At 40.3% G+C, this 25,142-nt stretch carries 24 protein-coding genes and 3 pseudogenes; 8 read left to right on the top strand and 19 right to left on the bottom strand.

Annotated features, from left to right (window positions below):
* The 7 genes and pseudogenes from ODQ17_RS18040 to benA form a co-directional block, all read right to left on the bottom strand.
* Positions 1-313 (bottom strand): annotated as a pseudogene (locus ODQ17_RS18040) (OprD family outer membrane porin); the annotation flags it as partial.
* 44 nt (positions 314-357) lie between these two features.
* Entirely contained in the window at positions 358-1,716 is a 1,359-nt protein-coding gene (locus tag ODQ17_RS18035) for an aromatic acid/H+ symport family MFS transporter (protein ID WP_322905393.1), read from the bottom strand.
* A 477-nt stretch (positions 1,717-2,193) separates the two neighbouring features.
* Positions 2,194-3,387 (bottom strand): benzoate/H(+) symporter BenE, encoded by a 1,194-nt coding sequence (gene benE, locus ODQ17_RS18030; protein ID WP_322905391.1) that lies wholly within the window; start codon positions 3,385-3,387, stop codon positions 2,194-2,196.
* Between the two features lie 57 nt (positions 3,388-3,444).
* Positions 3,445-4,230, bottom strand: coding sequence for a 1,6-dihydroxycyclohexa-2,4-diene-1-carboxylate dehydrogenase (locus tag ODQ17_RS18025; protein WP_322905389.1), 786 nt, complete (start codon positions 4,228-4,230; stop codon positions 3,445-3,447).
* Positions 4,231-4,251: 21 nt separating this feature from the next.
* The gene (gene benC, locus ODQ17_RS18020) at positions 4,252-5,268 is read right to left on the bottom strand and encodes a benzoate 1,2-dioxygenase electron transfer component BenC (RefSeq protein WP_068527950.1); all 1,017 of its coding nucleotides are present in this window, start codon (positions 5,266-5,268) and stop codon (positions 4,252-4,254) included.
* A 52-nt stretch (positions 5,269-5,320) separates the two neighbouring features.
* A pseudogene (gene benB / locus ODQ17_RS18015) lies at positions 5,321-5,840 on the bottom strand (benzoate 1,2-dioxygenase small subunit).
* Positions 5,837-7,219, bottom strand: a complete 1,383-nt coding sequence (gene benA / locus ODQ17_RS18010; protein ID WP_004793610.1) for a benzoate 1,2-dioxygenase large subunit — start codon at positions 7,217-7,219, stop codon at positions 5,837-5,839. Before benA ends, benB begins: the two are co-directional and overlap by 4 nt.
* A gap of 106 nt (positions 7,220-7,325) precedes the next feature.
* Between benA and ODQ17_RS18005 the strand changes: the two are divergent.
* Positions 7,326-7,455: pseudogene (locus ODQ17_RS18005) on the top strand (hypothetical protein).
* A gap of 44 nt (positions 7,456-7,499) precedes the next feature.
* On the top strand, positions 7,500-8,459 hold the full coding sequence (locus ODQ17_RS18000; RefSeq protein WP_004702719.1) for a LysR family transcriptional regulator: 960 nt from the start codon (positions 7,500-7,502) through the stop codon (positions 8,457-8,459).
* Between the two features lie 48 nt (positions 8,460-8,507).
* Here ODQ17_RS18000 and ODQ17_RS17995 read toward each other — a convergent pair whose 3' ends face one another.
* The 7 genes from ODQ17_RS17995 to ODQ17_RS17965 all read right to left on the bottom strand — a co-directional run bounded on the left by ODQ17_RS17995 (position 8,508) and on the right by ODQ17_RS17965 (position 14,229).
* A complete protein-coding gene (locus ODQ17_RS17995) occupies positions 8,508-9,389 on the bottom strand; it encodes a SphA family protein (RefSeq protein ID WP_322905387.1) in 882 nt (293 codons plus the stop codon).
* 185 nt (positions 9,390-9,574) lie between these two features.
* Positions 9,575-10,636 carry an NADH:ubiquinone reductase (Na(+)-transporting) subunit F gene (locus ODQ17_RS17990; protein WP_322905385.1) on the bottom strand — a complete coding sequence of 354 codons (1,062 nt, stop codon included), beginning with the start codon at positions 10,634-10,636 and terminating at the stop codon, positions 9,575-9,577.
* A gap of 14 nt (positions 10,637-10,650) precedes the next feature.
* The gene (locus ODQ17_RS17985) at positions 10,651-11,013 is read right to left on the bottom strand and encodes a phenol hydroxylase subunit P4 (protein WP_322905382.1); all 363 of its coding nucleotides are present in this window, start codon (positions 11,011-11,013) and stop codon (positions 10,651-10,653) included.
* A 59-nt stretch (positions 11,014-11,072) separates the two neighbouring features.
* Entirely contained in the window at positions 11,073-12,599 is a 1,527-nt protein-coding gene (locus tag ODQ17_RS17980; protein WP_151744609.1) for an aromatic/alkene/methane monooxygenase hydroxylase/oxygenase subunit alpha, read from the bottom strand.
* Positions 12,600-12,644: 45 nt separating this feature from the next.
* On the bottom strand, positions 12,645-12,911 hold the full coding sequence (locus tag ODQ17_RS17975) for an MmoB/DmpM family protein (protein ID WP_322905380.1): 267 nt from the start codon (positions 12,909-12,911) through the stop codon (positions 12,645-12,647).
* Between the two features lie 11 nt (positions 12,912-12,922).
* Positions 12,923-13,921: an aromatic/alkene monooxygenase hydroxylase subunit beta gene (locus ODQ17_RS17970; RefSeq protein ID WP_322905378.1), complete on the bottom strand. Its 999-nt coding sequence runs from the start codon at positions 13,919-13,921 to the stop codon at positions 12,923-12,925.
* A gap of 20 nt (positions 13,922-13,941) precedes the next feature.
* Entirely contained in the window at positions 13,942-14,229 is a 288-nt protein-coding gene (locus ODQ17_RS17965) for a phenol hydroxylase subunit (RefSeq protein ID WP_322905376.1), read from the bottom strand.
* A gap of 370 nt (positions 14,230-14,599) precedes the next feature.
* On the opposite strand from ODQ17_RS17965, the gene mobR reads away from it, so the two are divergent.
* Positions 14,600-16,270, top strand: a complete 1,671-nt coding sequence (gene mobR / locus ODQ17_RS17955) for a phenol degradation transcriptional regulator MobR (RefSeq protein ID WP_322905374.1) — start codon at positions 14,600-14,602, stop codon at positions 16,268-16,270.
* Positions 16,271-16,327: 57 nt separating this feature from the next.
* Here the strand turns inward: mobR and ODQ17_RS17950 are convergent, their stop codons facing one another.
* Entirely contained in the window at positions 16,328-16,528 is a 201-nt protein-coding gene (locus ODQ17_RS17950; RefSeq protein ID WP_077162564.1) for a heavy-metal-associated domain-containing protein, read from the bottom strand.
* A gap of 166 nt (positions 16,529-16,694) precedes the next feature.
* On the opposite strand from ODQ17_RS17950, the gene ODQ17_RS17945 reads away from it, so the two are divergent.
* The 3 genes from ODQ17_RS17945 (at position 16,695) to ODQ17_RS17935 (ending at position 20,080) form a co-directional block, all read left to right on the top strand.
* Positions 16,695-19,166, top strand: a complete 2,472-nt coding sequence (locus tag ODQ17_RS17945; RefSeq protein ID WP_322905372.1) for a heavy metal translocating P-type ATPase — start codon at positions 16,695-16,697, stop codon at positions 19,164-19,166.
* 75 nt (positions 19,167-19,241) lie between these two features.
* Entirely contained in the window at positions 19,242-19,643 is a 402-nt protein-coding gene (cueR, locus tag ODQ17_RS17940) for a Cu(I)-responsive transcriptional regulator (protein WP_144733691.1), read from the top strand.
* 29 nt (positions 19,644-19,672) lie between these two features.
* Positions 19,673-20,080 (top strand): GFA family protein, encoded by a 408-nt coding sequence (locus ODQ17_RS17935; protein ID WP_322905370.1) that lies wholly within the window; start codon positions 19,673-19,675, stop codon positions 20,078-20,080.
* Between the two features lie 634 nt (positions 20,081-20,714).
* On the opposite strand, the gene ODQ17_RS17930 is transcribed toward ODQ17_RS17935, so the two are convergent.
* Both ODQ17_RS17930 and ODQ17_RS17925 read right to left on the bottom strand, forming a co-directional pair.
* Complete coding sequence (locus ODQ17_RS17930; protein ID WP_005303648.1) at positions 20,715-21,071, bottom strand: four-helix bundle copper-binding protein; 357 nt, start codon at positions 21,069-21,071, stop codon at positions 20,715-20,717.
* 472 nt (positions 21,072-21,543) lie between these two features.
* On the bottom strand, positions 21,544-21,873 hold the full coding sequence (locus tag ODQ17_RS17925) for a hypothetical protein (RefSeq protein WP_004793585.1): 330 nt from the start codon (positions 21,871-21,873) through the stop codon (positions 21,544-21,546).
* A 442-nt stretch (positions 21,874-22,315) separates the two neighbouring features.
* On the opposite strand from ODQ17_RS17925, the gene ODQ17_RS17920 reads away from it, so the two are divergent.
* Together ODQ17_RS17920 and ODQ17_RS17915 are read left to right on the top strand one after the other, a co-directional pair.
* The gene (locus tag ODQ17_RS17920; protein ID WP_322905368.1) at positions 22,316-22,909 is read left to right on the top strand and encodes a LysE family translocator; all 594 of its coding nucleotides are present in this window, start codon (positions 22,316-22,318) and stop codon (positions 22,907-22,909) included.
* Between the two features lie 48 nt (positions 22,910-22,957).
* Positions 22,958-23,176 carry a hypothetical protein gene (locus tag ODQ17_RS17915; protein ID WP_004793583.1) on the top strand — a complete coding sequence of 73 codons (219 nt, stop codon included), beginning with the start codon at positions 22,958-22,960 and terminating at the stop codon, positions 23,174-23,176.
* A gap of 198 nt (positions 23,177-23,374) precedes the next feature.
* Here ODQ17_RS17915 and xseB read toward each other — a convergent pair whose 3' ends face one another.
* Positions 23,375-23,569 carry an exodeoxyribonuclease VII small subunit gene (gene xseB / locus ODQ17_RS17910; RefSeq protein WP_004793582.1) on the bottom strand — a complete coding sequence of 65 codons (195 nt, stop codon included), beginning with the start codon at positions 23,567-23,569 and terminating at the stop codon, positions 23,375-23,377.
* The gene (gene xseA, locus ODQ17_RS17905) at positions 23,562-24,824 is read right to left on the bottom strand and encodes an exodeoxyribonuclease VII large subunit (RefSeq protein WP_199942419.1); all 1,263 of its coding nucleotides are present in this window, start codon (positions 24,822-24,824) and stop codon (positions 23,562-23,564) included. The genes xseB and xseA overlap by 8 nt, the downstream gene beginning before the upstream one ends.
* Positions 24,825-25,142: the final 318 nt, after the last annotated feature.

Below are 25,142 nucleotides of genomic sequence, written 5' to 3'. Positions count from 1 at the left end.
CATGTTTGTCTGAACTTAAGCGCACAGCGTATTGAACAGAAGCATCGGCACCAATGGTTATAGGCTTGTCTGCAATTTGCAGTGGCGTGTCATGCATTTTCGATTTATAAAATAAAGATGCTGCCTGAGACCAGCTGCCGGTGTCTTTGAGTGCATCATTATCAAAATTACGGTTGATATAGGCATTTTTTAAAGTGAATTTCCATTCATCTTCGGGCTGCTGATTTGGATTTGCAGCGCATGAATTGCCACACATCAACACTAAAGTCGCGAAAGTTAAAGCACATGGCTTAAAGCGGTGTAATAATTCCATAATCCATTTCCAAAAAGATGCGCCAGTCCTCGGCGCATTTATATTTACTGCTGGGTAATTGTATTTTGAGGGTTAAAAGTTGATGGTGTTTGTGCAGCAACAGAGGCTTTTAGATTGACCATAAATATTGCAAGTGCAGCAATCACACCCGGAATTGCAATCGCTAAGAAATTCATTTGGTGAGGAAGCTCAAGTGTGAGAAGGGCTCCTGTTAAAACTGGTCCAATAATCGCACCGATACGACCAATGCCAGATGCCCAGCCCATACCAGTTGAACGAAGTGCTGTCGGATAGAACTGAGCAACAAAAGTGTAGAGTAAGATTTGCGAACCAATTGTGGCAGCGCCAGCAATCGCAATCAGGCTATATAAAATAAATTGTGGACTATTAATGCCAAGCAGAATTAAAGCTGCTGATCCCACAATAAACATGATCGTAATAACAGGTTTTAAATGGAATCTGTCTGCTAAAGCACCGCCACCAATTGCACCGACCATGCCGCCAATATTGAGTGCAAAGAGGAATAACATGCTCGCACCTAATGAGTAGCCCGCTTGCAGCATGAGTTTAGGTAACCAGCTTCCTAAGGCATACACCATGAGTAAGCACATAAAGAAAGCAATCCAGAACATAAATGTGCTGAAAGTACGGCCTTGTTGGAAAAGTGCACGCACAGGTGCATCTGTTGTTGTGCTTTCGTTTAACACCAGTTGTGTATTGGCGTTTACCTGAGTTTGAGGTGCAATTTTACTAACAATACTTTTTGCCTGCTCGCTATGGTTTGATTTCACTAAAAAGGTGAGAGACTCTGGCAAAAATTTCCAAATGAGTGGGAGCAATAACAGGGGAATACCCGCAATTAAAAACATGATTTGCCAGCCCATGTCTTTCACGAGCCATGCACCAAGTAGCGCTGATGTCATGCCGCCAATTGCATAGCCACTAAACATGATTGCCACTAATGTACTGCGGATTTTTTTGGGTGCGTATTCGGTCATAAGCGCAACGACGTTTGGCATAACGCCACCAATCCCAAGGCCTGCAATAAAGCGCAAAATAGCAAACTCAGTTGGTCCTTTGGCAAAGGCACCAATAAAGGTAAATCCGCTGAATAAGGTGACACAAATCAGGATGGTTTTTTTACGTCCCAGTTTGTCTGAAAGTGTGCCGAAAATCATGGCACCGAACATCATCCCGAATAGAGCAGCACTGGCGAGTAACCCAGCTTCTACCGCAGTTAATGACCATTGTTGCATTAACAGAGGAAGAGCAACCCCATAAATAACTAAATCATATCCATCAAAAATAATAATAAGTAAGCACCAGATTAAAACTTTCCAATGAAAAGATGTAAAACTGGCCTTATCAATTAACTCATTAATATTTACCTTGCTCATATCCATTTTCTTCACCTCCAATTTGTGAAGCATCGCGTTATTTTTTAATAAACTATTTTGTTATTGGATTAGAGTCAAAAACCTAATTGATATATCTTTATGTCTTTAAGGTATTGTGCTTTTATTGTTTTAATTATTTGAAAAATATATTTTTATTTTTATTTTTTTAGCTAACTTTGTTGTATCTTTAAAATAGGGTTAAATATTGTATTGTGAGAATTTTAAGGATTTTATAGATGTTTTTTTATAGATTTTATTGATAATAATCACTCTTAAAAATATCGTTGAATTTATATTATGAATTGAAGTGAAAATATAAAAACAAAATACTAAAGTCTATTATTTAATTATTTTAGAGATTCATCTTAAAAATGAAATTTAATTTATATTTAATAAAAACGCCAAATCAGAATTAGCAAATTATTTGCATCCTGATTTGGCGATTGAGGTTTTATTTTAGTGGCGGGTGCTTAGATAAAAAACTTAATTTGTGGCTGGCGTTGAGCGTGGTGTGAGAATGAAATGGGCGATTACACCAATACAAATACCCCAAAAAACTGAGCTTAATCCAAGAAAATGCATGCCCGATGCTGTGGCTAAAAAGGTAATAAGTGCAGCATCACGTTGACTGTCATTTTTCATGGCAACAGAAATATTGGTGGCAATAGCACCTAGCAAAGCTAAACCTGCCAGTGCTGCCACCAACTCTTTAGGAAGTAAGCTAAATAGCATGACAATACTGCCAGCAAATAAGCCTCCTAAAATATAAAAAATTCCGTTGGCAATTCCTGCGATGTAGCGTTTTTCTTTCAGTTCATGTGCATCTTTTCCCATACATAAAGCTGCGGTAATTGAGGCAAGTACAATTGTAATACCGCCGACACAGGCAACAGCTAAAGAGGCAATACTGGTTACAGTAATAATGGGTTTGGCTGGGGTGTCGTAACCGCTGAGTTTCATAATCGCTATACCTGGTAAAAATTGGCCGGTTAGGCTGACTAAAATGAGAGGAACGGCGAGGTTTAGTGTTGAATTCCATGTCCATTCTGGGCTAATCCACTGCGGAATAGCTAAACTAAAACTCACATCAACCGGATTCATTTTGCCTAAAATGAGGCTTAATAAAACTCCAGCAGTTAACACCCAAATCATGGTGTAGCGCGGCATTAAACGTTTGGCAATTAAAAAGACAATAAGCATGCTAAAGACAATAAAAGGCATGCTATCAGACGCGGTAAATAGACCAATACCAAATTGAAAAAGAATACCAGCCATCATTCCAGCAGCGACATCTTGAGGAATCCATTTAAGTAACTTGTCGAAGTAACCTGTAACGCCAATTAAAAAAATAACGATGGCAGAAGTAATATAGGCGGCTACCGCTTCATTCAACGAGACGTTTGGAAATAGAGTAACTAACAAGGCCGTACCCGGTGCAGACCACGCAGTGATGACAGGCGTTTTATATTTAATAGAAAGATAAATACCTGAAACGGCGGCACCAATTGAGATTCCCCAAATCCATGACACCATCATGTCGGTGGACACATGGGCGCGCTGAGCAGCTTGGAAAAAAATAATCAGTGGGCCTGAGTAAGAAATTAAAACCGCGAGAAAGCCAGCAACTGTTGCTGATATGGACCAGTCATTTTTTAATGTCTTGAACAGGGTTGCCATGTGTGATTGCCTCCATGCAAATCATGTTATTTACCCAATCATGTAAAAAGATCAGGGTTAACCCTGATCTCCACCTCCGACCGAAATAACCGATCCGGTCATATAGGATGCTTCGTCTGATGCAAGAAATAAAATTGCATTGACTTGTTCTTGAATTGTGCCATAACGGCCCATAAATGTTCGATCTATGGTTTGATCAACCACTTGCTGCATCCAGTCTTTTTCATTTTGACTTAACGGATTAGCATTGCGTGGTACTTTCCGAGGTGGTGCTTCAGTTCCACCAGTCGCAACAGCATTGACTCGAATTCCGTCTTTGGCATGTTCAAAAGCAAGCGATGCGGTTAGCGCATTTACACCACCTTTAGATGCCGAGTAGGGAATACGGTTAATACCACGGGTTGCAATTGAAGATACATTTACAATAACACCTGCTTGTTGCTTAATCATGGCAGGTAACACGGCGCGGCAACACCATAACGTTGGAAACAATGAGCGATTCACTTCCTTAATGATCTCTTCTTCGGAAAACTCTTCAAAAGGTTTCATCCAGATCGCGCCGCCTACGTTATTAATCAGGATATCTACCCGACCATAATGTTCGATGGCTTTTGCGACTACTGCTTGCGCACCTGCATAGGTTTCAAGGTCAGCATTAATCGTAACAGCATCGCCACCTGTGCTCTGAATTTCTTTGAGAACGTCTTCAACATATTCAGAGCGGTCAGCCATGATGACTTGGCCGCCTTCAGCTGCAACTTGCAGTGCTACATCACGACCAATACCTTGGGCACTACCTGTAACAATCACGACTTTATCGGTAAATCTTTGACGGTTTGACATAGATAACTTCTCCACCTTGAATTAGTTCGCAGAGAATTTTTCAAACAAGAAATTAGCAGGTTTGATATTTTCAGTTTCTAACCAACCACGTACCGCTTCTACCATTGGAACAGGTCCACATAGATAAACATCGACGTCGCCACCGTTTAACCAGTCACTTTCAATATGACCAGTGACATAGCCTTTGCGTTCATGATTGCTCTCAGGGCTTGCGACTACAGTTCGATATTCAAACCATGGGAATTTTGCCTGCAACTCATTGAGTTTTTCTAAAGCAACCAAATCAAAGTCATTGGTTACACCAAAGACTAAACGAACAGGCTGTTCTGAACCTTTTTCTTCAAGCACTTGTAACATCGACATAAAGGGAGCAATGCCAGTACCGCCTGCGAGCATCAGCACTGGACGCGCTACATTACGTAAATAGAAGCTACCGAATGGACCAGTAAATGTCATTTTGTCGCCAGCTTGGGCATTTTTGCTTAAGAATTCACTCATTTTGCCGTTCGGTACGTTACGGACCACAAAGCCCGTTAAGCGATTGCCCGGTTTTGAGCTAAATGAATATGAACGTGTTTCACCAGTTTCTGGAATCGCAACGTTGACGTATTGACCTGCAAGGAAATGAATATCGGGTTGACCTTCATCAAGTTGAATATCAAATGTGATCGTTGAGTCTGATAAGTTTTCAACGCGGGCTAATGTACCTTGGAAGCTATGAATTGCTGTTTTGCAGACATCTGACGAGGCTTGAATTTGAAATACAGCATCTGAGGTTGGGCGACATTGGCAAGCAAGAATATAACCTTGCTCAGCTTCTTCTGGTGTTAATGCATCTTCAATATAGGTTTCTTCTGGCATGTCATAACGACCGGACTCGCAAAATGCGCGGCAAGTTCCACATGCACCATCACGGCAATCCAAAGGAATATTAATTTTTTGGCGATAGGCTGCGTCAGATAGGGTTTCGCCTTGAGCTACGTTAATAAAACGTGTAACACCATCTTCAAATTGAAGTGCAACATTGTGGTTTGACATGGCATGTATCCTACAAAATATTTGAAACTTTTACCCTCAGCCAACAGTCCGTTTAACTGAGGGGGTATGTCTTAAAGGTGGTAGATATCAATGACTTGATTGATGTAGTCATTTTTCAAAACGACATATTTGCTCAAGATTTTTGGTTGATCACCTGAAAAATCGATCACATAACGTGACATACCGAAATAGCTGTAATTTGTCTTGTAACGGAAACTCAAAGTATTCCAGTTAAAGCGAACAGTAACTTTGTCGCCATCGCGCTCAACAACTTCAACGTTGGCAATATTGTGGCTTGTGCGTGTGTCTGGCATGGTTGCAGATGAGCGCTCGGTTTTAATACGGAACACACGATCTTCTAAACCTTGACGATCTGGATAATAAATAAGTGAAATTTCAGATTGCGGATCTTCAGTTAATCTATCGTCGTCATCCCAAGCTGGCATCCAGAAAGAAGCTTCGGGTGCATAGCATTCAATCCAATCTTCCCATTGTTCATCATCTAAAAAACGAGCTTCACGATAGAGAAACTGAGCAATATTTTCTAAAGTTGCTTTGTCTTGAGCACTCATGCTGTTTCTCCCTGATCAGCAATTTCTTTCTCTGATGCAATCGCGTGTTTCATGGTGTGTAACCAATATTGATGTTGGGCAAGATATAAGCCTTCATCTTCAGTTTTGATACCACTTAACATTGGTTTTAAACCGATTTCATTCGCTGCATCGTCTGGTCCATAAATCCAGTGTTTTGAACCGCGGCACATGTCATTCCACTCAAGGGCAATACCTGCGTAGCCTGCCTGGCAAGCACGGAATTCTTCTAAATCGTCTGGTGTTGCCATACCTGAAGCATTAAAGAAATCTTCATATTGACGGATACGACGTGCACGAGCTTCGGGTGCTTCGCCTTTAGGTGCGATACAGTAAATAGTGACTTCAGTTCTATTAACCGAAAGTGGGCGAAGTACACGAATTTGCGAACCGAACTGATCCATCAAATAAACGTTTGGATAGAGACAAAGATTACGTGAACGCTCAATCATCCATTTCGACATCGCTTCACCGTATTTTTCGGTGTATTCGTCTGCTTTCGGGAAGTTTGGACGGTCTTCTGGGTTTGCCCATTGTGTCCAAAGCAACATGTGACCATTTTCAAAGCCATATGAGCCACCGCCTTGTTTACCCCAAGAACCTGCACTCATCGCACGGATGTTATCGGCAGCTTGAGTTTCTTTACGGTGTTGAGTCGTTGCTGCGTAGTTCCAGTGCACAGCAGAAACGTGGTAACCATCGGCACCATTTTCAGCGGTGAGTTTCCAGTTGCCTTCATAGGTATAGGTAGATGAACCACGTAAAACTTCCAAACCATGTTCAGACTGGTCAACAATCATGTCGATGATTTTGGTGGTTTCACCTAAGAATTCTTCAAGCGAAGGAACATCGGGATTTAAGCTACCAAATAAGAAACCTTTGTAGCTCTCAAAACGAGCCACTTTTTTAAGGTCGTGTGAGCCTTCTTGGTTAAAGCAGTCTGAGTAACCGGCTTCACTTGGATCTTTAACCTTGAGTAATTTACCTGAGTTGTTAAACGTCCAGCCGTGGAAAGGGCAAGTATATGTTGCTTTGTTACCACGCTTGTGACGGCAAAGTTGTGCTCCGCGGTGTGAACACGCATTGATCATGGCATTGAGTTCGCCGTTACGGTTGCGGGCAATAATGACCGGCTGACGACCAATGTGAGTGGTGTAGTAGTCATTATTATTCGGAATTTGACTTTCGTGTGCTAAGTAAACCCAATTACCTTCGAAGATATATTTCATTTCGAGGTCAAATAGGGCTTCGTCAGTAAATACTGAGCGATGAAGTTTAAATTCACCTGTATCGATATTATCTACAAGTAATTCATCAATACGGTCAAGATGGCTAGTATTGATTACAGGAATACGTGGCATGTCCGTTCTCCGACTTTCCAAAAGTGTGGAAGTCACCAAGGCCTTAGCTACGATCTACAAGGTCTTGATATCCTAATATTGTCAATGAAGCGCATGAGTGCGCTGGGTGTTTAACCGTGAATTGATGAAGATGAATCACTGGAAGATTGGCAAGAAGGCTTTTTCACAAAGCAATTCATCACTTCATCGGTTTGTTGCTTGTATATACCTTAAAAGAATGGTTAAACTGTGTCTAAGACTGAATTTGCATTTTTTTATATCTTAAAGGTATGGAAGCCTTGTGGAACTAAGACATTTACGGTATTTTGTGGCTGTTGTTGAAGAGCAGAGCTTTACAAAAGCCGCGGAAAAACTATTTATTGCTCAACCACCTTTGAGTCGACAGATTCAAAATTTGGAAAGTGAGCTTGGAATTCAACTGTTTGAGCGCGGAAGCCGTCCTTTACAGACAACCCCAGCTGGACATTTCTTTTATCAGCACGCCCTTAAACTTTTGTCGAATGCTGAAGAAATAAAAAGTATGACCAAACGTATTGGTCTCATTGAACGTAGTGTGACGATTGGTTTTGTCGGGTCTTTACTCTATGGTTTACTGCCGCGAATCATTTATTTATTTCGGCAACAGCAACCGCATTTGAATATTCAATTGATGGAGTTAAGTACGACTGAGCAACTACAGGCATTAAAAGAAGGACGTATTGATGTTGGGTTTGGACGTTTAAGAATTAGTGATCCTGCGGTAAGACGTATTTTGCTACGTAAAGAACGCTTGGTGGTTGCTGCGCATACGAGTCATCCGATTGCTCAGCGTACAGAAGGGGTATATTTGGCCGATCTCATTGATGAAAAGATGTTTATGTATCCCACTTCGCCGAAACCTAATTTTTCGACCCAGCTTTTAAATATTTTTGCCGAGCATAGTTTGGTTCCAAAAAATATGCATGAAATACGGGAAATTCAGCTGGCTTTGGGTTTGGTGGCAGCGGGTGAAGGTTTGTGTATTATTCCTGCCAGTGCCGATACTATTCGCTTTCCTCATTTAAACTACATTCCGATTTTAGATAACGGCGCAGTCAGTCCGATTTTTATTACTGCTCGTGCAATGGACCGAAGTGAAGACTTACAGCTTTTATTTGATTGTATTTATCAAGTTTATGATTTAGAGGGTATTCCATATAAACGCACCGTTTTCACGCTCGATCAGAATCCGATAGATGATTCAGACGGTATCGATTTTTAAATAAAGCAGGGCATAGCCTCAAAAGTTGAAGCTATGCGTTAAATGGTTCTAGAAAGCCCAAATCAGTTTTAGCCAGCTGGTGTGGCCTTCGGGACGATATTCGACTTCGGTTTCTTTTAGAAATTTGGCTTCGATAGACCAGTTCTTATCGGCATATTGAATGCCTGGCCCAATTGCAAAAGCTTGTCCTTTAAACCCAATGTCACTTCCGTTTACTTTGTCATCTGTAGTTTGTTTAAAAGCATAGCCTTCAACTGCAACTTTGAGTTTGGGGTTAATGCGGTAACCTAAGCTATAGTCACCCGCAATGTATTGTCCAGACTTATAGTCGGTCGCGTCGTTACGTGTATTCCAGCTATAAGACAGTTTAGTTGAAAGGTCTAAACCTGCTGCGTTGGCATAACTATAGGCAAGAATAGGTCGAATGGTGTGATAGTTTTTCCCGAGATTGGCTTCAATTGGATGTGTCGTACTTGGAGTGTCGTATTGACCTGTCCCAAGTACGGTTTCTAGGGCTGCAATCCAGTGATGATTTCCTTGATGCCAGCCGAGCATACCACCCAAAATCAAGTCTCCGAGACCTTGGTTTGAGTCAGCCATTCCATTTACTTTAAGCCGTAGATCGACCAAGGGCTGGGCTGCATAAAACCCGAGTTGTCCATCCATAATTTTTTGATCGGTCATCCAGACCAACCGCGGAACCACAGCGTTGACATCAACATGGAACTGGTCGGGACCATTTTGAAAATCTGATGCGTGGTAATTTTGATAATAACTGAGTAGATAGACCCCAGCAGGTGGTAGGGCACCCGCCATCATACCTTCGGCACCTAATGCAAAAGAGTCTGAGCCATTTTCTGTCGCAAATGCAGAGGGAAGGTAAAGGGCGCTGATTACACCACATATGATTGCAGCAATTTTGTTATTCATAGAATGTCCTATTCTGTGTTGTTTGGCTTGTCACTAAAAAAACGTTATTCCTTAACGGTCTTTAAAAACTTAAGTCTGTTTAACCTGTAAATTTTGAATGCAGAACTCCTGTGAGCCTTGTATTTGCTTTCTAAATTACAAATACAAAGCTCATTTGAAAAAGCGGAGTGATTAAAGGTTTATCTTTAAATATGTTTGAATAAAGCTGAACGCGATTGTCCAGCAGCACCATCGGCTGCACTTAAGAAACGTTCAGTATGAATGTCTCGTTCGAATAAGCGGCTTTGCATCAGTGTCGAAATTGCCGAGTCGATCATGATTGGTGGACCGCACAAATACGCTTTGTGTCCACCACATCGATTTTCAAAGTAATCGGCAACAGCCTCGTGTACGAATCCGGTAAATCCAGTCCATTGATCTTCTACTTTTGGTGCATTGAGAGCAGGGATATAGCGGAAGTTCGGATAGTCTTTTACAAGCTGTTCAAACAAATCTCGGTTGTATAGCTCTGCCAAGTCTCGTGCTCCTTGGAAGAGGTAAATGGTGCGACTATCTCCAGACTTAAGCAAATCTAAAATCATCGATTGTGGACTTGAAAGACCTGAACCACCTGCAATGAAAATGGCATTTTGATCATCTGACTTGCGTACGAAAAATTGACCATAAGGGCCTGAAATATCAAGCTGATCACCTGTGGCAAGTTGTTCATGTACATAAGTCGTCGCTGCACCGCCTTCAACTTTACGAATATGCAACTCAACAATGCCCACTTCACTTGGTGAATTGGCAATTGAAAACGCTCGAGTTCCTTCAATATCTGGGAACTGGACATTGATATATTGACCAGCTTGGAACTCGATTGGGCGATCTAGTTGTAGACGGATTCCTTTAATGGTCGGCGACAGGTCTTTTATTTCAATTACGGTCGCTTGGTAGTCTTGAACCAAATGACCTAAGAAATCTGGGTCTTCATCGACATCGGCTTCAATGACCATGTCGGATTGTGGTTTGCAGCAGCAGGCAAGTACCTTATTTTCATCACGTTCAATATCCATGAGCGCAAATGGCGAGGCTTCACCAACATCGTAAAAACCGTCGGTGACTTGAACCTTACATGTCCCGCAAGTGCCATGACCACAGGCAAAGGGTAACCAAACGCCTTGGCGTAAAGCGGCATCTAAAATGGTTTGGTCTTCTTCTACTTCAATCGTTGTTCCGATCGGTTCAATGGTGACTTGATAACTCATGACACACCTCCGAATTAAACGTAGCTGTCGTTATAGCCATTTAATTCTGGCGTAACGAAACGAAGTAATGACTTATGCCCAAAACCAAGCTCTGCCAAAGTTTTTGTACTCTTAGGACTAATTGTTTGACCATCTAAGATGTATTGCACTTTTGACCAATCAATTTTGGCAAAATCTGGATGTTGGGCAAAACCACCTGTAATTTGTTGCTCAATCAACTGTCCCAAAGTTTGTTGAGGCGAGGCAAGCATGGCATGTGCCGAGCAAAAAAGTGTGTGATGATCCCAACCCACGTAAAGTAAGAATTGATCGCCATAATTTTTTTGCAGATCAAGTGGTTCAAATTGATAGTTGTTGTGTATCGCGCGAACAGTCATGTTCAATCTCCTTATTTTCTATCAGGCAGCTTGATCACTGCCTGAATAATTCCTTGTGCTTAAGCTGCGTTACCTTTCCATTTTTTCCAGCGCTGTTGGTCTGGTGAACCTTCAATATCCAGATTGTCGGCACCGACATTCATGCGGTAATAATCGCGGAGCATAGTTTCAAGGTCACCGCCACCACAGTTGCCTTGCAAAATTTGATTTACAGGGAGCCATGCTTGTATATATTTCTCAGGCTCACGCTCGAAAATGTCATGACAGCCATCTGAGCAGGTGTGGTAGCGTTCGCCTTGGTAGATGCTATGGCGATAACTAAACTGAGTCGGATCATCGCCCATTTCGGTAAAGGTCATTGGAATCTGACAAACCTGACAAAGCTGTGGTAAACCTGCGCTGTAGAAGCGTTTACCTTCGGCTTCCATTTTGCGAGCCAGCTCCCATTTTGGACGGTAGTATTTATCGAAAGTGTCTGGATATTTAGCCGATAACCAATCCATTTCTTCGTCGGTTGGAATCCAAGTATGGAAACCGGCAGCATGACCAAAGTTATAGAAAATCCACCATGCCTGATGTGAGACATGCTCTTTTTCTTTCACAATGACATCGCTATATTTCGGCATACGAATGCCATAACGGCTCAAATCTTTAAATAGCGCACCGCCTGCCTGTTCAAAATAAACTTCCCAAGCTTCTTTCCACGACATCACTTTGTTTGGCAGCATGTAATCCATCATCATGCCTACAATTGAAAGCAAACGCGTCCCACGCCAGAACCATTTATCAATCCATTCCTGCACAATCGGCACATTGTCTTCATGCTGTTCGAGCAAGAATTTCACGATTTCAAGACCAAGCGTCATGTGGCGCGCTTCATCTGACTGTGCGCTAAAACCAAAGGTTACGGTTGCCATATCGCCGTTATAAGCTGCACCCGACATAAACGGCACAAACAGTAAATTAGTAAGTACATACTCAAAAGCAAAACTAATGGCTAATAAAAACTCGAAAGGGCCAGCAGAACGGGCATCTTCAAAAAATGATTTAGGCACAGACAAATACCAAACGCGGTCATGCATATGCGCCCAGTCCTGAAAACCATCAAAGAACTTGTTGTAATGGCTCATGGCATGAATTTGGGTCTGTACATGGCGCAGCTCATCAATCGACTGCATCTGAGAAGCAATACGTGCTCCAATACCACTAAACTGGCGGCCTACGTGGGCATAGCCTTGATAAGCCTGATATTCAAGTGGGGTAACTGCCGTTAAAAAGAGTTTGATGGCATTTAGGTAGCGTTCATTGCTGACATTCATCTGACCATTGTTTTGAGCAAAGGCATCAAAAATGGCATAAAGTTTTTTCTCTTTTTCTGCCTGATATTTCCAGTATGAATCCATGGTCAAACGAAACGGATCTTCCCATTTAGACCAGTCAGTAATTTTGATGCCTTCAAACTCTTCATAAGGAAAGGCTTCTTTACGGTCAGCATATGAAAAGTCCCAGTCCAGATCACGGGTTAATGCACGGTAACGATCTTTCGCATTTAATTTTTTGCTGGTTTCTTTCGTTTGAGTTGTCATGATTAATCATCCTTAAATCTTTGTTAAACAACATCTATGTTGTGATTAGTTCCAGTGAAGGCGGAAAGTATCGTCATCTTCTTCGACATTGCCACCTAGCGTAATCATGTTGAGTTGTAACGACTGGATGTCCCAATCTTGGCCTAGTTTTTCAGATACGGTTTCGGCTTTAATGACCAAATCAGTTTCACTTTCAATTCGGATCATGGCGGGTAAATATTGAATTGACGCTTCAGGGTTATCTTGTTCAATCGCTTCGAGGATATAGCGTGAAGTATCGTTGTCTTGTAATGCGAGATAGACTTTAGACATGTTGCTTCTCCTTAAGCATTTGTAAGTGGTTGTAGGCCGAGTTTTTTTGCACGTTCAATAACGGCTTGTTCTGCTTGATCAACTGCATCTGCTGTTAAGGCTGCTGTTGCCCACGGCGTAAAAGCTGCTTTTACTTGAGTTAAAGACTGAGTGAACCATTCATTTAATAGCTGTTTGTTATGATCGGATTCTGCTGCCGCAGTTTTAATGACGGTGTCTGCCCACTTACGTAAATCACCTAAAGTGTCTTTCATAAACTCGGTCAACATGGCTAAATCGCGAGCATTTTGAGTGACTAACCACTGATCAAACTGTTGATAGACAAGCTCTGTCACAAAGCCATCAATCACAAGATTTTGTAATAAGAAAAGTTTGAAGTAGTCTTGCTCGGTGAGGCTTTCTTCACACAGACGGCGTAAGCCTTGCCATGCAGGATGTTGCATCCAAGCCTGTTTTGCCTGCTGTAGTGAGTCGCCGCTGTTGCCATCTAAAGCTAAGCCAATCCGTGAGATGTACTGCGCTATACCTAAATGATCCATTGCGGCATAAATACAAGCTTGGGTAAGCACGGTGCCGTAACCATAGGCACTGCCAGACATCATGTGTAAGTTTGCAGTTTGTTCAACGTGGCGAAATGGCAATAGGCACTCAATGACCTTAGCTTTGACTTCATCAGACAAGTGTTCTGCAAGCTGACGTTTTTCAAAAAAAGCAAAATTACTTTCGGCTGTGTCCTGCAAACGTGCACGATGTTGAACATAAGTTCCATAATAGAATTGGCGTGGATCTTTAAATGCATACCAGTCTTGCATTTGCAGGGCAGTATGGGTTTTGTCATTTAAGGTTTTTTCAGGTTTCCACATAGGACGATAGTGAAAGTTAGTTTCTGCCTGTACATCAAAACTGACTTCTTGATATCGAGTTGCTGGCTTACTACCAAATCGTCTTTCGATATAGGCGTAGTTCTGGCGGATAGGTTCGACATTTGACGTTTTGATTTCTAAAGTCATGGCTTTATCTCCTTATATTTTTACATCTGATCATCGTGATCGTTGCTATTACGTTGCGTGCCGACTAAGGTTTCTTCAATGCCATAGCGCCATTTTTCTTCTTGAGCATCATTAAAAGCTTGTTGCTCTTGAGTCATTTCAACTACTTGATTGGTCTTACAAAAATCATTAAATGCATGTTTAGGCAAAACCAGTTCCACAAATAGACTTGGGTCGTGAATGGCAAAATTGAATTCGATAAACTCTGCGTTTAAGTCGCCAGTGACCCGGATATATTTGGTTAATACTTCGACTTGAGGTTGCGTCATGCTGTACTCCATCAAGACATGGTCTTGAAATTGATGAATGCTCCTTGCTCTCGCTATAAGCTTTACAAAAGCTATGCCAACTTTGTTTTTATTATTAAAAACAATTAATTAAGATTTTTATGGAAAGTAAGGCATTTTTAAAATTCACTATTTCATGAATTTTTTTGAATAGTGAAATAGAGATATTCATGATTTGATGAAGAGGGTCGTAGAAATTTCTTTTTAGAATGTTTGAGGCTTTAAAAAGGAGAGATTTAGAAATACTTTTTTAGTATGAAGTTATGTCTTTAAGGTACTAGGACATTTATCGTGTTCTTCGATAAGATGAGATAACACCCAAATGTGTTTAATGGATTAAAACAGATCACTCATGGCTCGAGTAAAATACGATACAACGGGACGATACGCAGATCATCCGCAAGAAATTCACGATTTGCTGTCTAAACTGCACTTTGATACTGCCCACGGCCAAATCTGGTTTGATGAATATCGGATGCTGCTTTTACACACCAGCATTATGGGATATTTGCGTAAAGATTTAGCGCACATGATTGGACTTGAACGAACTAAGCGTTTTTTTATTCGATTGGGGTATCAAGCTGGGTTAAAAGATGCAGAAGTTACAACAAAAATGCGTCCCGATTTAAATGAACACGATGCTTTTATGGCAGGCCCACAAATGCACGCCATTCGTGGCATGGTGCAAGTACAGGCCAACCAGCTCAATTTAAGCCACGATAAAAAACAGTTTTATGCCGATTTAAATTGGCTTAACTCTTTTGAAGCCGATGTGCATTTAGAGCATTTTGGTCCAAGTGATGAACCTGCGTGCTGGATGCTTTTGGGTTATGCATGCGGCTACAGTAGTTTTGCGACGGGCATGACCATTATTTATCAAGAAATAGAGTGTAAAGCGTGTGGCCACGAGCATTGCCGTATTATCGGGAAGCCTTTAGAAGAGTGGGAAAATGCAGATGAGCTGATTCAGTTCATGTCACCCGAACCTATGGAAAAAGAACTGATTGCGTTGCAGGCTGAACTTTTTGAGCTTAAAAAATCAATTTACAGTGACAGTGAAGCTGATTACCAATTATTTAGTTCTGTGGGTAAGTCAGCATCTTATAAACAGGTCTGTGCATTATTAACAAAGGCGGCAGGTTCGAAAGTTTCTATTTTACTACAAGGCGAAACCGGCGTTGGTAAAGAAGCTTTTGCACGAGGTGTCCATGAAAATAGCCAAAGAAAAGACCAGCCTTTTATCGCGGTAAATTGTGCAGCGATTCCACCAGAGTTAATTGAGTCCGAATTATTTGGCGTAGAAAAAGGTGCTTATACAGGAGCGCATCAGTCTCGCTTGGGTAAGTTTGAACGAGCCAATGGCGGTACTATTTTTTTAGACGAAGTGATTGAACTTTCACCTCGTGCACAAGCAGCACTATTACGCATTTTGCAAGAAGGTGAATTTGAGCGAGTTGGAGACTCACAAACTCGTATTTTAGATGTCCGTGTAATTACAGCAACCAATGACGATCTTGAGCAGGCTGTAAAAACAGGGCGATTTCGGGCAGATTTATTTTATCGCTTAAATATTTTCCCAGTGCAGATTCCGCCTTTGCGGGAGCGCCGTGAAGATATTCCTTTATTGGTTGAACACTTTCTTCATCGCTTTGAAAAAATGTACGGTAAAACCATTCAGGGTGTAAGTGAAAAGATCAAAGTTTTTATGCAGCAATATGAATGGCCGGGAAATATTCGTGAGTTGGAAAACTTATTAGAAAGGGCGGTTTTATTAACGGACGATCAGCAACTGATTAAGTTAAATGCCATTTTTCCACAGATCAAGCATGACCCAGAGCAGGCTGTAGCTGTTAAAACTGACTTTGAGCAATTATTACAGGCAGAGTTTAATTTAGAAGAACACGAAAAGCAGTTAATTTTAACGGCTTTAAAAAAGGCAAATCATAATGTGTCTGAAGCGGCACGCTTATTGGGACTAACTCGGGCAGCACTAGACTATCGAATTAAAAAATTTCAGCTTTGAGTCAATATCAACACGCTCAAAAATAAAGGCCTAACTTTAAATGTTAGGCCTTATTCATTATTGCACTTGAGCTGGGAAACCATCTTCTTCAAGTGCTTCAGTAATTTTATCGACGCTTTCACTGCTTTCAACAGTCACGATTTTGGTCGCTAAATCTACATCTACTTTTGCATTTGGGTCGATATCTTGAATCGTTGCAGTCACGCCACGAGCGCAGCCACCACAAGTCATATTTTCAATAAGTAGTTTCATGTTCATACTCCATCAAGAATGAGATATTTGTTTGGATAACACTGAGTCTAAACCTTGTCATGATTGTAAGGTCAAGACCAAATTTTAAAAAAAATATGCTTGACCTTCCCATGATGGGAATCTGTATGCTCAATACAGATTATTAAATTTTGCAGATTTGCAGAGGTGTTTGATGGACTCAAAAAACACAAAATTGCCAGCATATAGTGAAACGCTCTCAATAGAGGGTATGACCTGTGCCTCATGTGTAGGTCGTGTCGAAAAAGCACTTAAGAAAGTTGAAAATGTAGAGATTGCCAACGTTAATTTGGCAACAGAAAAAGCCGTTGTTTATTCAAATCAACCGATCCACCGTGAAGCCCTGGTTAAAGCAGTTGAACGAGCAGGTTATGATGTTCCAAAAGCTGTGCCAGTGGAGTTGTCTATTGAGGGCATGACCTGTGCATCTTGTGTTGCACGTGTTGAAAAAGCCCTTAAAAAAGTAGACGGCGTTCAAGAAGCCACAGTCAACTTAGCAACAGAGCAGGCTTGGGTACAAGCAGATGCATCGGTCAATGTCGAAGACTTAATTCGCGCTGTTAAAAAAGCAGGTTACGACGCAAAAGCATCTGAAAAAAATCAAGATGAGCAGCTCGATAAAAAAGCCTCAGAGTTAGGTCAGCTTAAAAAAGATTTGATCATTTCGATTGTATTGGCTTTACCTGTGTTTATTTTGGAAATGGGTTCACATCTCATTCCAGCTTTTCACATGTGGGTCATGCACACGATTGGTCAATACAATAGCTGGCTTTTACAGTTTGTTTTGACCACCTTAGTACTCATTTTCCCTGGTCGCCGTTTTTATCAAAAAGGTATTCCAGCCTTATGGCGCTTAGCGCCAGATATGAACTCGCTGGTTGCTGTTGGAACCTTAGCAGCCTATAGCTTTTCAGTTGTGGCCACCTTTATGCCACACGTATTACCCCAAGGCACGGTCAATGTTTACTTTGAAGCGGCTGCTGTTATTGTCAGTTTAATTTTGCTCGGACGATATTTTGAAGCTAAAGCTAAAGGGCGTACTTCACAAGCGATTCAACATTTAGTGGGAATGCAGCCAAAAACTGCTCGTATTCAGCGTGACGGTCAAGTGGTGGAAGTTGCTGTTGCCGACGTGGTCAGTGGAACTATTGTAGAAATTCGTCCGGGTGAACGTGTACCTGTCGATGGTGAAGTGATTGAAGGGCATAGCTACATTGATGAATCTATGATTACGGGTGAACCTGTTCCTGTTGAAAAAATAGTAGGACATCAGGTGGTCGGTGGTACAGTCAACCAGAACGGTACTCTAAACATTCGGGCAACCTCAGTGGGGAGCTCATCTGTACTTTCACAAATTATTCGCATGGTTGAACAAGCTCAAGGTTCTAAACTTCCGATTCAGGGTTTAGTTGATAAAGTCACCATGTGGTTTGTACCGGCTGTCATGCTAATTGCTGCAATCACTTTCTTGGTTTGGTTTGTTTGGGGACCAGAGCCTGCGCTGACTTTTGGTTTGGTGAATGCTGTTGCAGTACTGATTATTGCTTGTCCTTGTGCGATGGGGCTTGCAACACCAACTTCTATTATGGTCGGTACTGGACGTGGTGCTGAGTTAGGTGCCTTGTTCCGTAAAGGTGAAGCTTTGCAGCTTTTGCAAGAAGCGCAGGTCGTTGCCGTTGATAAAACGGGCACACTGACCGAGGGTAAACCGACACTGACAGACTTTAATGTGCAATCAGGTTTTGAACGTGAACAAGTGCTAACTTTAGTTGCTTCAGTCGAAGCCAAGTCTGAACACCCAATTGCCCTCGCGATTGTTCAAGCAGCAGAAAGCGAAGGCTTAAACTTATTACCCGTAACAGCATTTAACTCGATTACCGGTTCAGGTATTGAGGCGGAAGTTTCAGGCCAAAAAGTACAAATTGGTGCAGACCGTTATATGCACCAACTTGGTTTAGACACCAACTCATTCCAAGCGATTGCGGCTCAATTAGGAGAAGAAGGTAAAACACCGCTATATGTCGCTATCGACCAACAACTTGCTGCAATTATTGCCGTGGCGGATCCAATTAAAGAAACAACCTATGCTGCGATTGAGGCCTTGCATCAATTAGGTCTCAAGGTTGCCATGATTACAGGAGATAACCGTCATACGGCGCAAGCGATTGCTAAAAAGCTGAACATTGATGAAGTTGTGGCAGAGGTTTTACCCGAAGGCAAAGTTGATACAGTTCGCCAACTGCAAAAACAATATGGTCGTTTGGCCTTTGTAGGCGATGGTATTAACGATGCTCCAGCCTTGGCGCAAGCAGATGTTGGCTTAGCCATTGGTACAGGAACAGATGTTGCCATTGAAGCTGCCGATGTTGTGTTGATGTCTGGTAGTTTAAAAGGCGTACCGAACGCAATTGCATTAAGTAAAGCAACCATGCGAAACATACGTCAAAACTTGTTCTGGGCATTTGTATATAACGTTGCTTTAATTCCAATTGCAGCAGGTGCGCTTTATCCAGCATTTGGTGTATTACTTTCACCGATGTTTGCAGCAGGTGCGATGGCACTTTCTTCGGTTTTTGTTTTAGGCAATGCATTACGCTTAAAACGTTTTCATGCGCCCGTACAGTAAGGGTGCTGAAAATCAACTTTTGGTTTAAGATCATGACAGCAGGTCTTAAACCAAATTTAATATTTGAGGTGTGAGATGAATATCGGTCAGGCATCCAAACATTCGGGCATTTCGGCGAAAATGATTCGCTACTATGAAGAAATCGGTCTACTTGAAGCAGCTCAGCGTTCTGCTTCTGGCTATCGCATTTATTCAGAAACAGACCTTAAAACTTTAAACTTTTTAAAACACGCAAGAGAGTTAGGTTTTTCATCAGAACAGATGAAAGAGCTGATTTTACTTTGGAAAAATACAGATCGGCAGAGTGCAGAGGTGAAAGCCTTGACCGTAAAACACATTGCCGAATTAAAACAGAAAATTGCCCATCTCCAAGAAATGGTCAATATTCTGCAGGCTTCAGCCGATGATTGCTGTGGTAACCAGCAAGCTTCTTGTGCCATTTTAGATCACATTGAAAAAGGTGTGGGTGTAAGCTAAGTTTCATTAAAATAAAAAAAGGAAAAATCATGGCTTATACAGCTTCTTGTCTTTGTAATGGGATTCAACTGCGCATTAATGCCGAATTAGAACCCATCATGGTTTGTCATTGCACGCAGTGCCAAAAAGCCCAAGGTGCTGCTTTCGCTGCTATTACTCAAGTACAAAAAAGTGACTTAAATTTTGTGCAGGGTGAAAACCTGTTACAGGCTTATTTTGCATCGCCTAATAAAAAGAGAGTGTTCTGTAAAACCTGTGGTTCACCGATCTGGAGTGAACGTTTAGATAAGCCTGAAGTAGTGCGTTTAAGAGTAGGGCTAATTAATGAAGAAATATCGACATCTATCATTTCTCATGCTTTTGTGTCTTCAAAAGTGAACTGGTATCCAATTTGCGATAGTGCTCGCCAATATCAAAATGGGGTAGAAAACCCTTAAATATTAAGGTTAGACCGTATTTTATTCATTTGTAAAAAAACGTGAACAAGACTAGCCATGAATAAATAATGTGCTATAACTGTACCTAAGGTAATCGTAATATCTCCTCGATCCACAGGGAAACTTGGGACAGGGCAAAAGATACGATAGGACCTTACATATAGCTAGCAAAGAGCATGTAAGAGATGGATAGACACAAATCTTAGATTGCTCACCGTTGCAGAAAAGCCCGTGAAACGGGCTTTTTTAATGCCTGTAAAAAGCTATTTATTGGATAACCAGACCATTAAGAAAGTTTTTTTATGACGTCTTTTTTTACCATTTGTTCTTAAGCAAATAAAAAGATGTAGAAATAATAAAATTTTTTAAACATACAGACTATTCTGTATTGCAATTTAATTTATTTATAGGTACATTTACTTAACGGTTTAAAGTTCAAGTTTAATAATGGACTCATGGTCGTTGTGGGAGATCTAAGAGCCTGCATTCTTCCCCAAGATGCGGGTTTTTTTTATGCCTATAGAAAAGTGACGATTAACTCGACTTAAATAAAAAACATATAATTTTCTGTTATTTAATAGATTTTAATAAGCCTACGATCTAAAGATTGCATAGGCTTTACATGTTTAATAATTTAGGCGCGATAGGCCAAACACGCTTGAGCACAAGCCAAACATGCTTTAGCACAGATCTGACAGTGCTCATGTTCATGTTTGCTGCATTCTGCTGCACAAAGTTGGCAGGCATTGGCGCACAATTGCATGGCTTGTTCAGCCAGTTCAGAATTTCTTAACTCTAAAGATGTACATAGTTGGCAGGTTTCTACACATGTCATGCAATGCTTAATACACTCTCGCATCATATGAACATGTTCTTCTTGCAAACATGCAGCTGCGCACGTTTTACAAGCAATCATACATTCAATACAGGCTTGAACTGAGGTGGAGGTGTCACAAAATAAAGCTGAGTTTGTTTCTTGTTGAATTTCCATAAGAGTTCTCCTATCGAAGACTATTATTAAAAAATGGAATATCGTTATATTTTCTATTTTAGAAGATCATTTTTAAGGCATGGCTGTTTGAGATGAAAGGTCTACAAATCGCTAATACATAATTAACCTCGTAGTAGAATGTTACATCCAACTTTTAGCTTAAATGCTCGTATTTTTTGAAATTGATAGGGGATTTAAATTTAAGGATTGTGTTAAATTTAATTGCATATAATACTTTTGGCTAATTTCTTATTGTGTGAATATTAGGCAAATTAGGAATGTGAACTTTGAAGGACACGAAATGGAAAACGTTAATCAATACGCTCACGGAGCTGAGCATGAAGTCCACATCCATTGCAAACGATCATTAAGCACATTAATACTGAGTATGTTCGTATTAATTACAACTGGTCGTTAAAAGAAAAAGCACCCGAGGGTGCTTTTTCTATATGTGTACTATAAATAGATAGGTTTAAGAGTCTATAAAACCACGACGTTTTTTGTAGGCTTTACGGTCATAAGAAGGGATATTTGATTGCTGGAGATCAATCGCCAGTTGTTTCTTGCGTTGAAACTGAACTTCATTAAGAAGAGCAGCATAAATTTTGGGTCGGTCAGTTTTAAACTTATCTACATCTAATGGAATCTTATCTTCATTCTTGACAATGTATAGAACAGAGCCATTGCCATTTGTTTCATAAACCGTCCAACCAAGCCGCACAGCATAGAGTCCGGTTTTCTGATTTTTACCTAAATAAGATTTAAAGCCATCGGGATGAGGGCGAACATAAGCATTCATCATGCATCCTCCATCATTTGATTTATTTGATGAAAGCGACAATCAATGAATTGATGGGGAGTGAGACATCATATTCAGTAAAATTACGATTTCTAGTTGTTTATATATTGTTCAATTTTCAAATTTCAAGTGAGGCGGAAAGCTATTATTTACTGAGTTATATACCCTCAAAAATATTAAAAAAAAGCTTATTTTTTTGAGTAATAAATTTTCAAGTTCATTCCTTGTAGGCAAAAAGAATAGCCCACTATTCCGTATTTGTGTGATCGGTTTTGCATATTTAAAATTGATGAAATCGTAAGTGAATTTAAGGTCAGTTTTAGTTAATTATTTGTTTTAAAAATAAATAATTTAGTTTTAATATTTCTTGTTACAACCATTTTGTCGACAATAGATGCTCCTTTTTGACATATTTCGCCTAGCATAATTAAAGAGTTCGTTGCCTATGGTGTCATTTATGTTCATTGGACTTGTGGTCACCATTTTGTTGACTCCAGGCCCAACAAATACATTGTTAGCCTCTGCTGGAATACAGGCAGGAGTGAAGCAGTCTCTTAAACTTATTCCTGCTGAGGTGATGGGTTATCTCATTGCAATTACTTCATGGGGTATTTTACTTGAGTCCGTTTCACATTTTATTCCGTGGCTTCCACCTGTATTAAAGTTAATAAGTGCAACTTTTATTCTCTACCTTGCATTTAAACTTTGGACAACATCGACAAACGACATCAAATTAGACAATCCACTGATTACGCCTAAGGCTTTATTTGTCGCGACACTTTTAAATCCTAAAGCTTTACTCTTTGCTTCTGCTATTTTTCCACATGCAGCATGGGAAGTATTTCACATATACTTTATTCATATTGCTGTTTTTTTATCATTAATTACACCCATTGCTTTTTTATGGATTGCTTTTGGAACCGTATTAATTTCAAACAAAGTAACTTGGTTAAACCAACGTAATTTACAACGTACGGCTGCATTTATTTTAACTTTTTTTGCTATGCCAATCGGCTATTCAGCGATTAGCTCATTTTAAACTTAACTCGTTATTTATATTAAAAAATTTAATTTTCAGGAGATTTTTATGAAAAGATTAAAAGTAATTATTAAGGATCAGTTTAACCAAGAAACGATTGCTTTGGCAAAAGTTCGACCTATGAATGACCATGCCCTTGAACTTCACAAAAGCGTTGAACATATTGAAATTGATGATGATATTATTTTGCCTAACATGGATTTACTCTATGAAAACCCTAAAGACGGCAAGATTTATCAATTGATTGGAGCATTCAGCGAGGAATAGCTTTTAGCTAAGAAGTGCTGAAAATAAAGCCAAACTACGTAATAGACACAATTAAAATATTGAAGATGCCCAATACTTGTGGGACTATGCTTTTGCAAAAATGTGACCTAATCCACATTTTTGCATTTCAGGACTAAGTGGTTTTCACTAAGCCCATTCCTTCAATGAGAAGTAGGAATGGGCTTTTTTTATTGCAAATTATTCTTTAAATGTTTCATCTAAAGCTTGTTGAACGGCTTCTATACGGGATTTACACGCTTTATAAGCAGTAATCGATTCTTCAACAATCTTCATTAAATTATCAATATCTGGGCTTTCTTGAGACTCAAGTAGTTCGGCATTTTTTTTCAAAATGTCATGGCCGTCTTTAAACGTTAACTCTTCATTATTCATTTGGAATTACCTGTGTAATGTTGGCTTCAATCACACCATCTTGCATTTCAATCGCAATGGCAGGGTTTGAAATTTGATGTATAGACCGAATCGCTTTTCCTTCGGATCTGACAATTGCATAGCCTTTTGCTTGAACTTGTTTCGGGTTTTGTAAAAGGACTTCTTTCATTAATGATTCAATTTGAGTTAATGAAAATTTAACCTGTTGCTGAGAACTAAACTGAATACGCTCTTTCATTTGGTCAAGCAGACGATGTGCCGAGTTAAGTTGACCTTGCGCCGAAGATTTAATCTGATGAAGTAGCTGATCATTCTTGCTTTGATAGGTCGTGATTTGATGCTGCGAAAGAAGCTTAATAGTTTGCAGACTATCGACGGCTTCTTGTACGCGTTCAACAATATGGTTACGGATACCAGCAATCACTTTACTTGGTGTGTCGAATGAACGATGGGCAATTTCATCAAGAATGGTACGGTCTTTTTCATGACCAATACCAACCCAAATTGGTACAGTGCGTTTGCAGAGCAGGGCTGCAAGTTCGTAATCATTTAAATAAGCCAAATCATTCACAGATCCGCCACCGCGAATAATTACAATAAGGTCTGGTGGAAATTTAAATGTACTGGCCCATTGTCTTAAACCCGAACCTAAAGACTCAATCAAGCTAGTTGCAGCGGTGTTCCCTTGAAAAGTAGCGGTGTGATATACAAAATGGCAAACACCATTTCTCTCTAGAGCATCGGCATCTTTTTTAAAGTCACCTAGGCCCGCAGCATTTTGAGGAGCAATGACTAAAACATTTTGAATGTCAAAAGGAGTAGGGAGGAGTTTGTTCTTGTGAATTAACCCTTCTTGTGTGAGGCGTTCAATAATTTGCTGATAACGTTTAGCAATTTCACCTAAGGTAAAGCTTGAATCAATCTCTTCAATATTGACCGAAAATCCATATTGAGGATCAAAACGCGCTCTAATTTTGATGAGCACATTTAAGTCGCTTGAAATCTCAATGCCAGTTTCACGTTCAAACTTTAAAACAATTTTACTGGCTGAAAATTTCCAGATTGTAGCTTTACAACTGGCAATGACTTTATCAGTCTCTGCATCTTTTTCTGCAAGCTCTAAATAGTAATGGCCTCCTTTAATATTTAAATTTCGAATCTCTGCTTTTACCCAGACTGGCTCATCAAAAGCCAAACGTATGACTTCCTGAACTGTGCCGAGATATTCACTGAGGGAAAACTGAGGTTCAGACATACGAACTAAACATTAAAGGACCAACCTAGATAGTATAAAAGCCATCCAACCAAGGCAATTGCTGTCTATGAATATCGGGTTCTATTTAAAATAAATACAACAATTTAAAGAATTAAAAATTGGAAATTGATAGGGTTATTTAGACCAAACGGTTAAAATGAAAAATTAATAAAAAGATAATTCTCAATAATTACAACCGATTAAAAAATAAAGTTTGCTTTATGAAATATATAAGCGTATAAAGCTTACTTCCAATTGCGGGGTGGAGCAGTCTGGTAGCTCGTCGGGCTCATAACCCGAAGGTCGTTGGTTCAAATC

Origin of the sequence: Acinetobacter sp. IRS14, assembly GCF_034650275.1 — a bacterium.
GTDB lineage: Bacteria > Pseudomonadota > Gammaproteobacteria > Pseudomonadales > Moraxellaceae > Acinetobacter > Acinetobacter oleivorans.
Note: the sequence above shows the minus strand (reverse complement) of the source record. Positions and strands in the feature narration are given on the sequence as shown.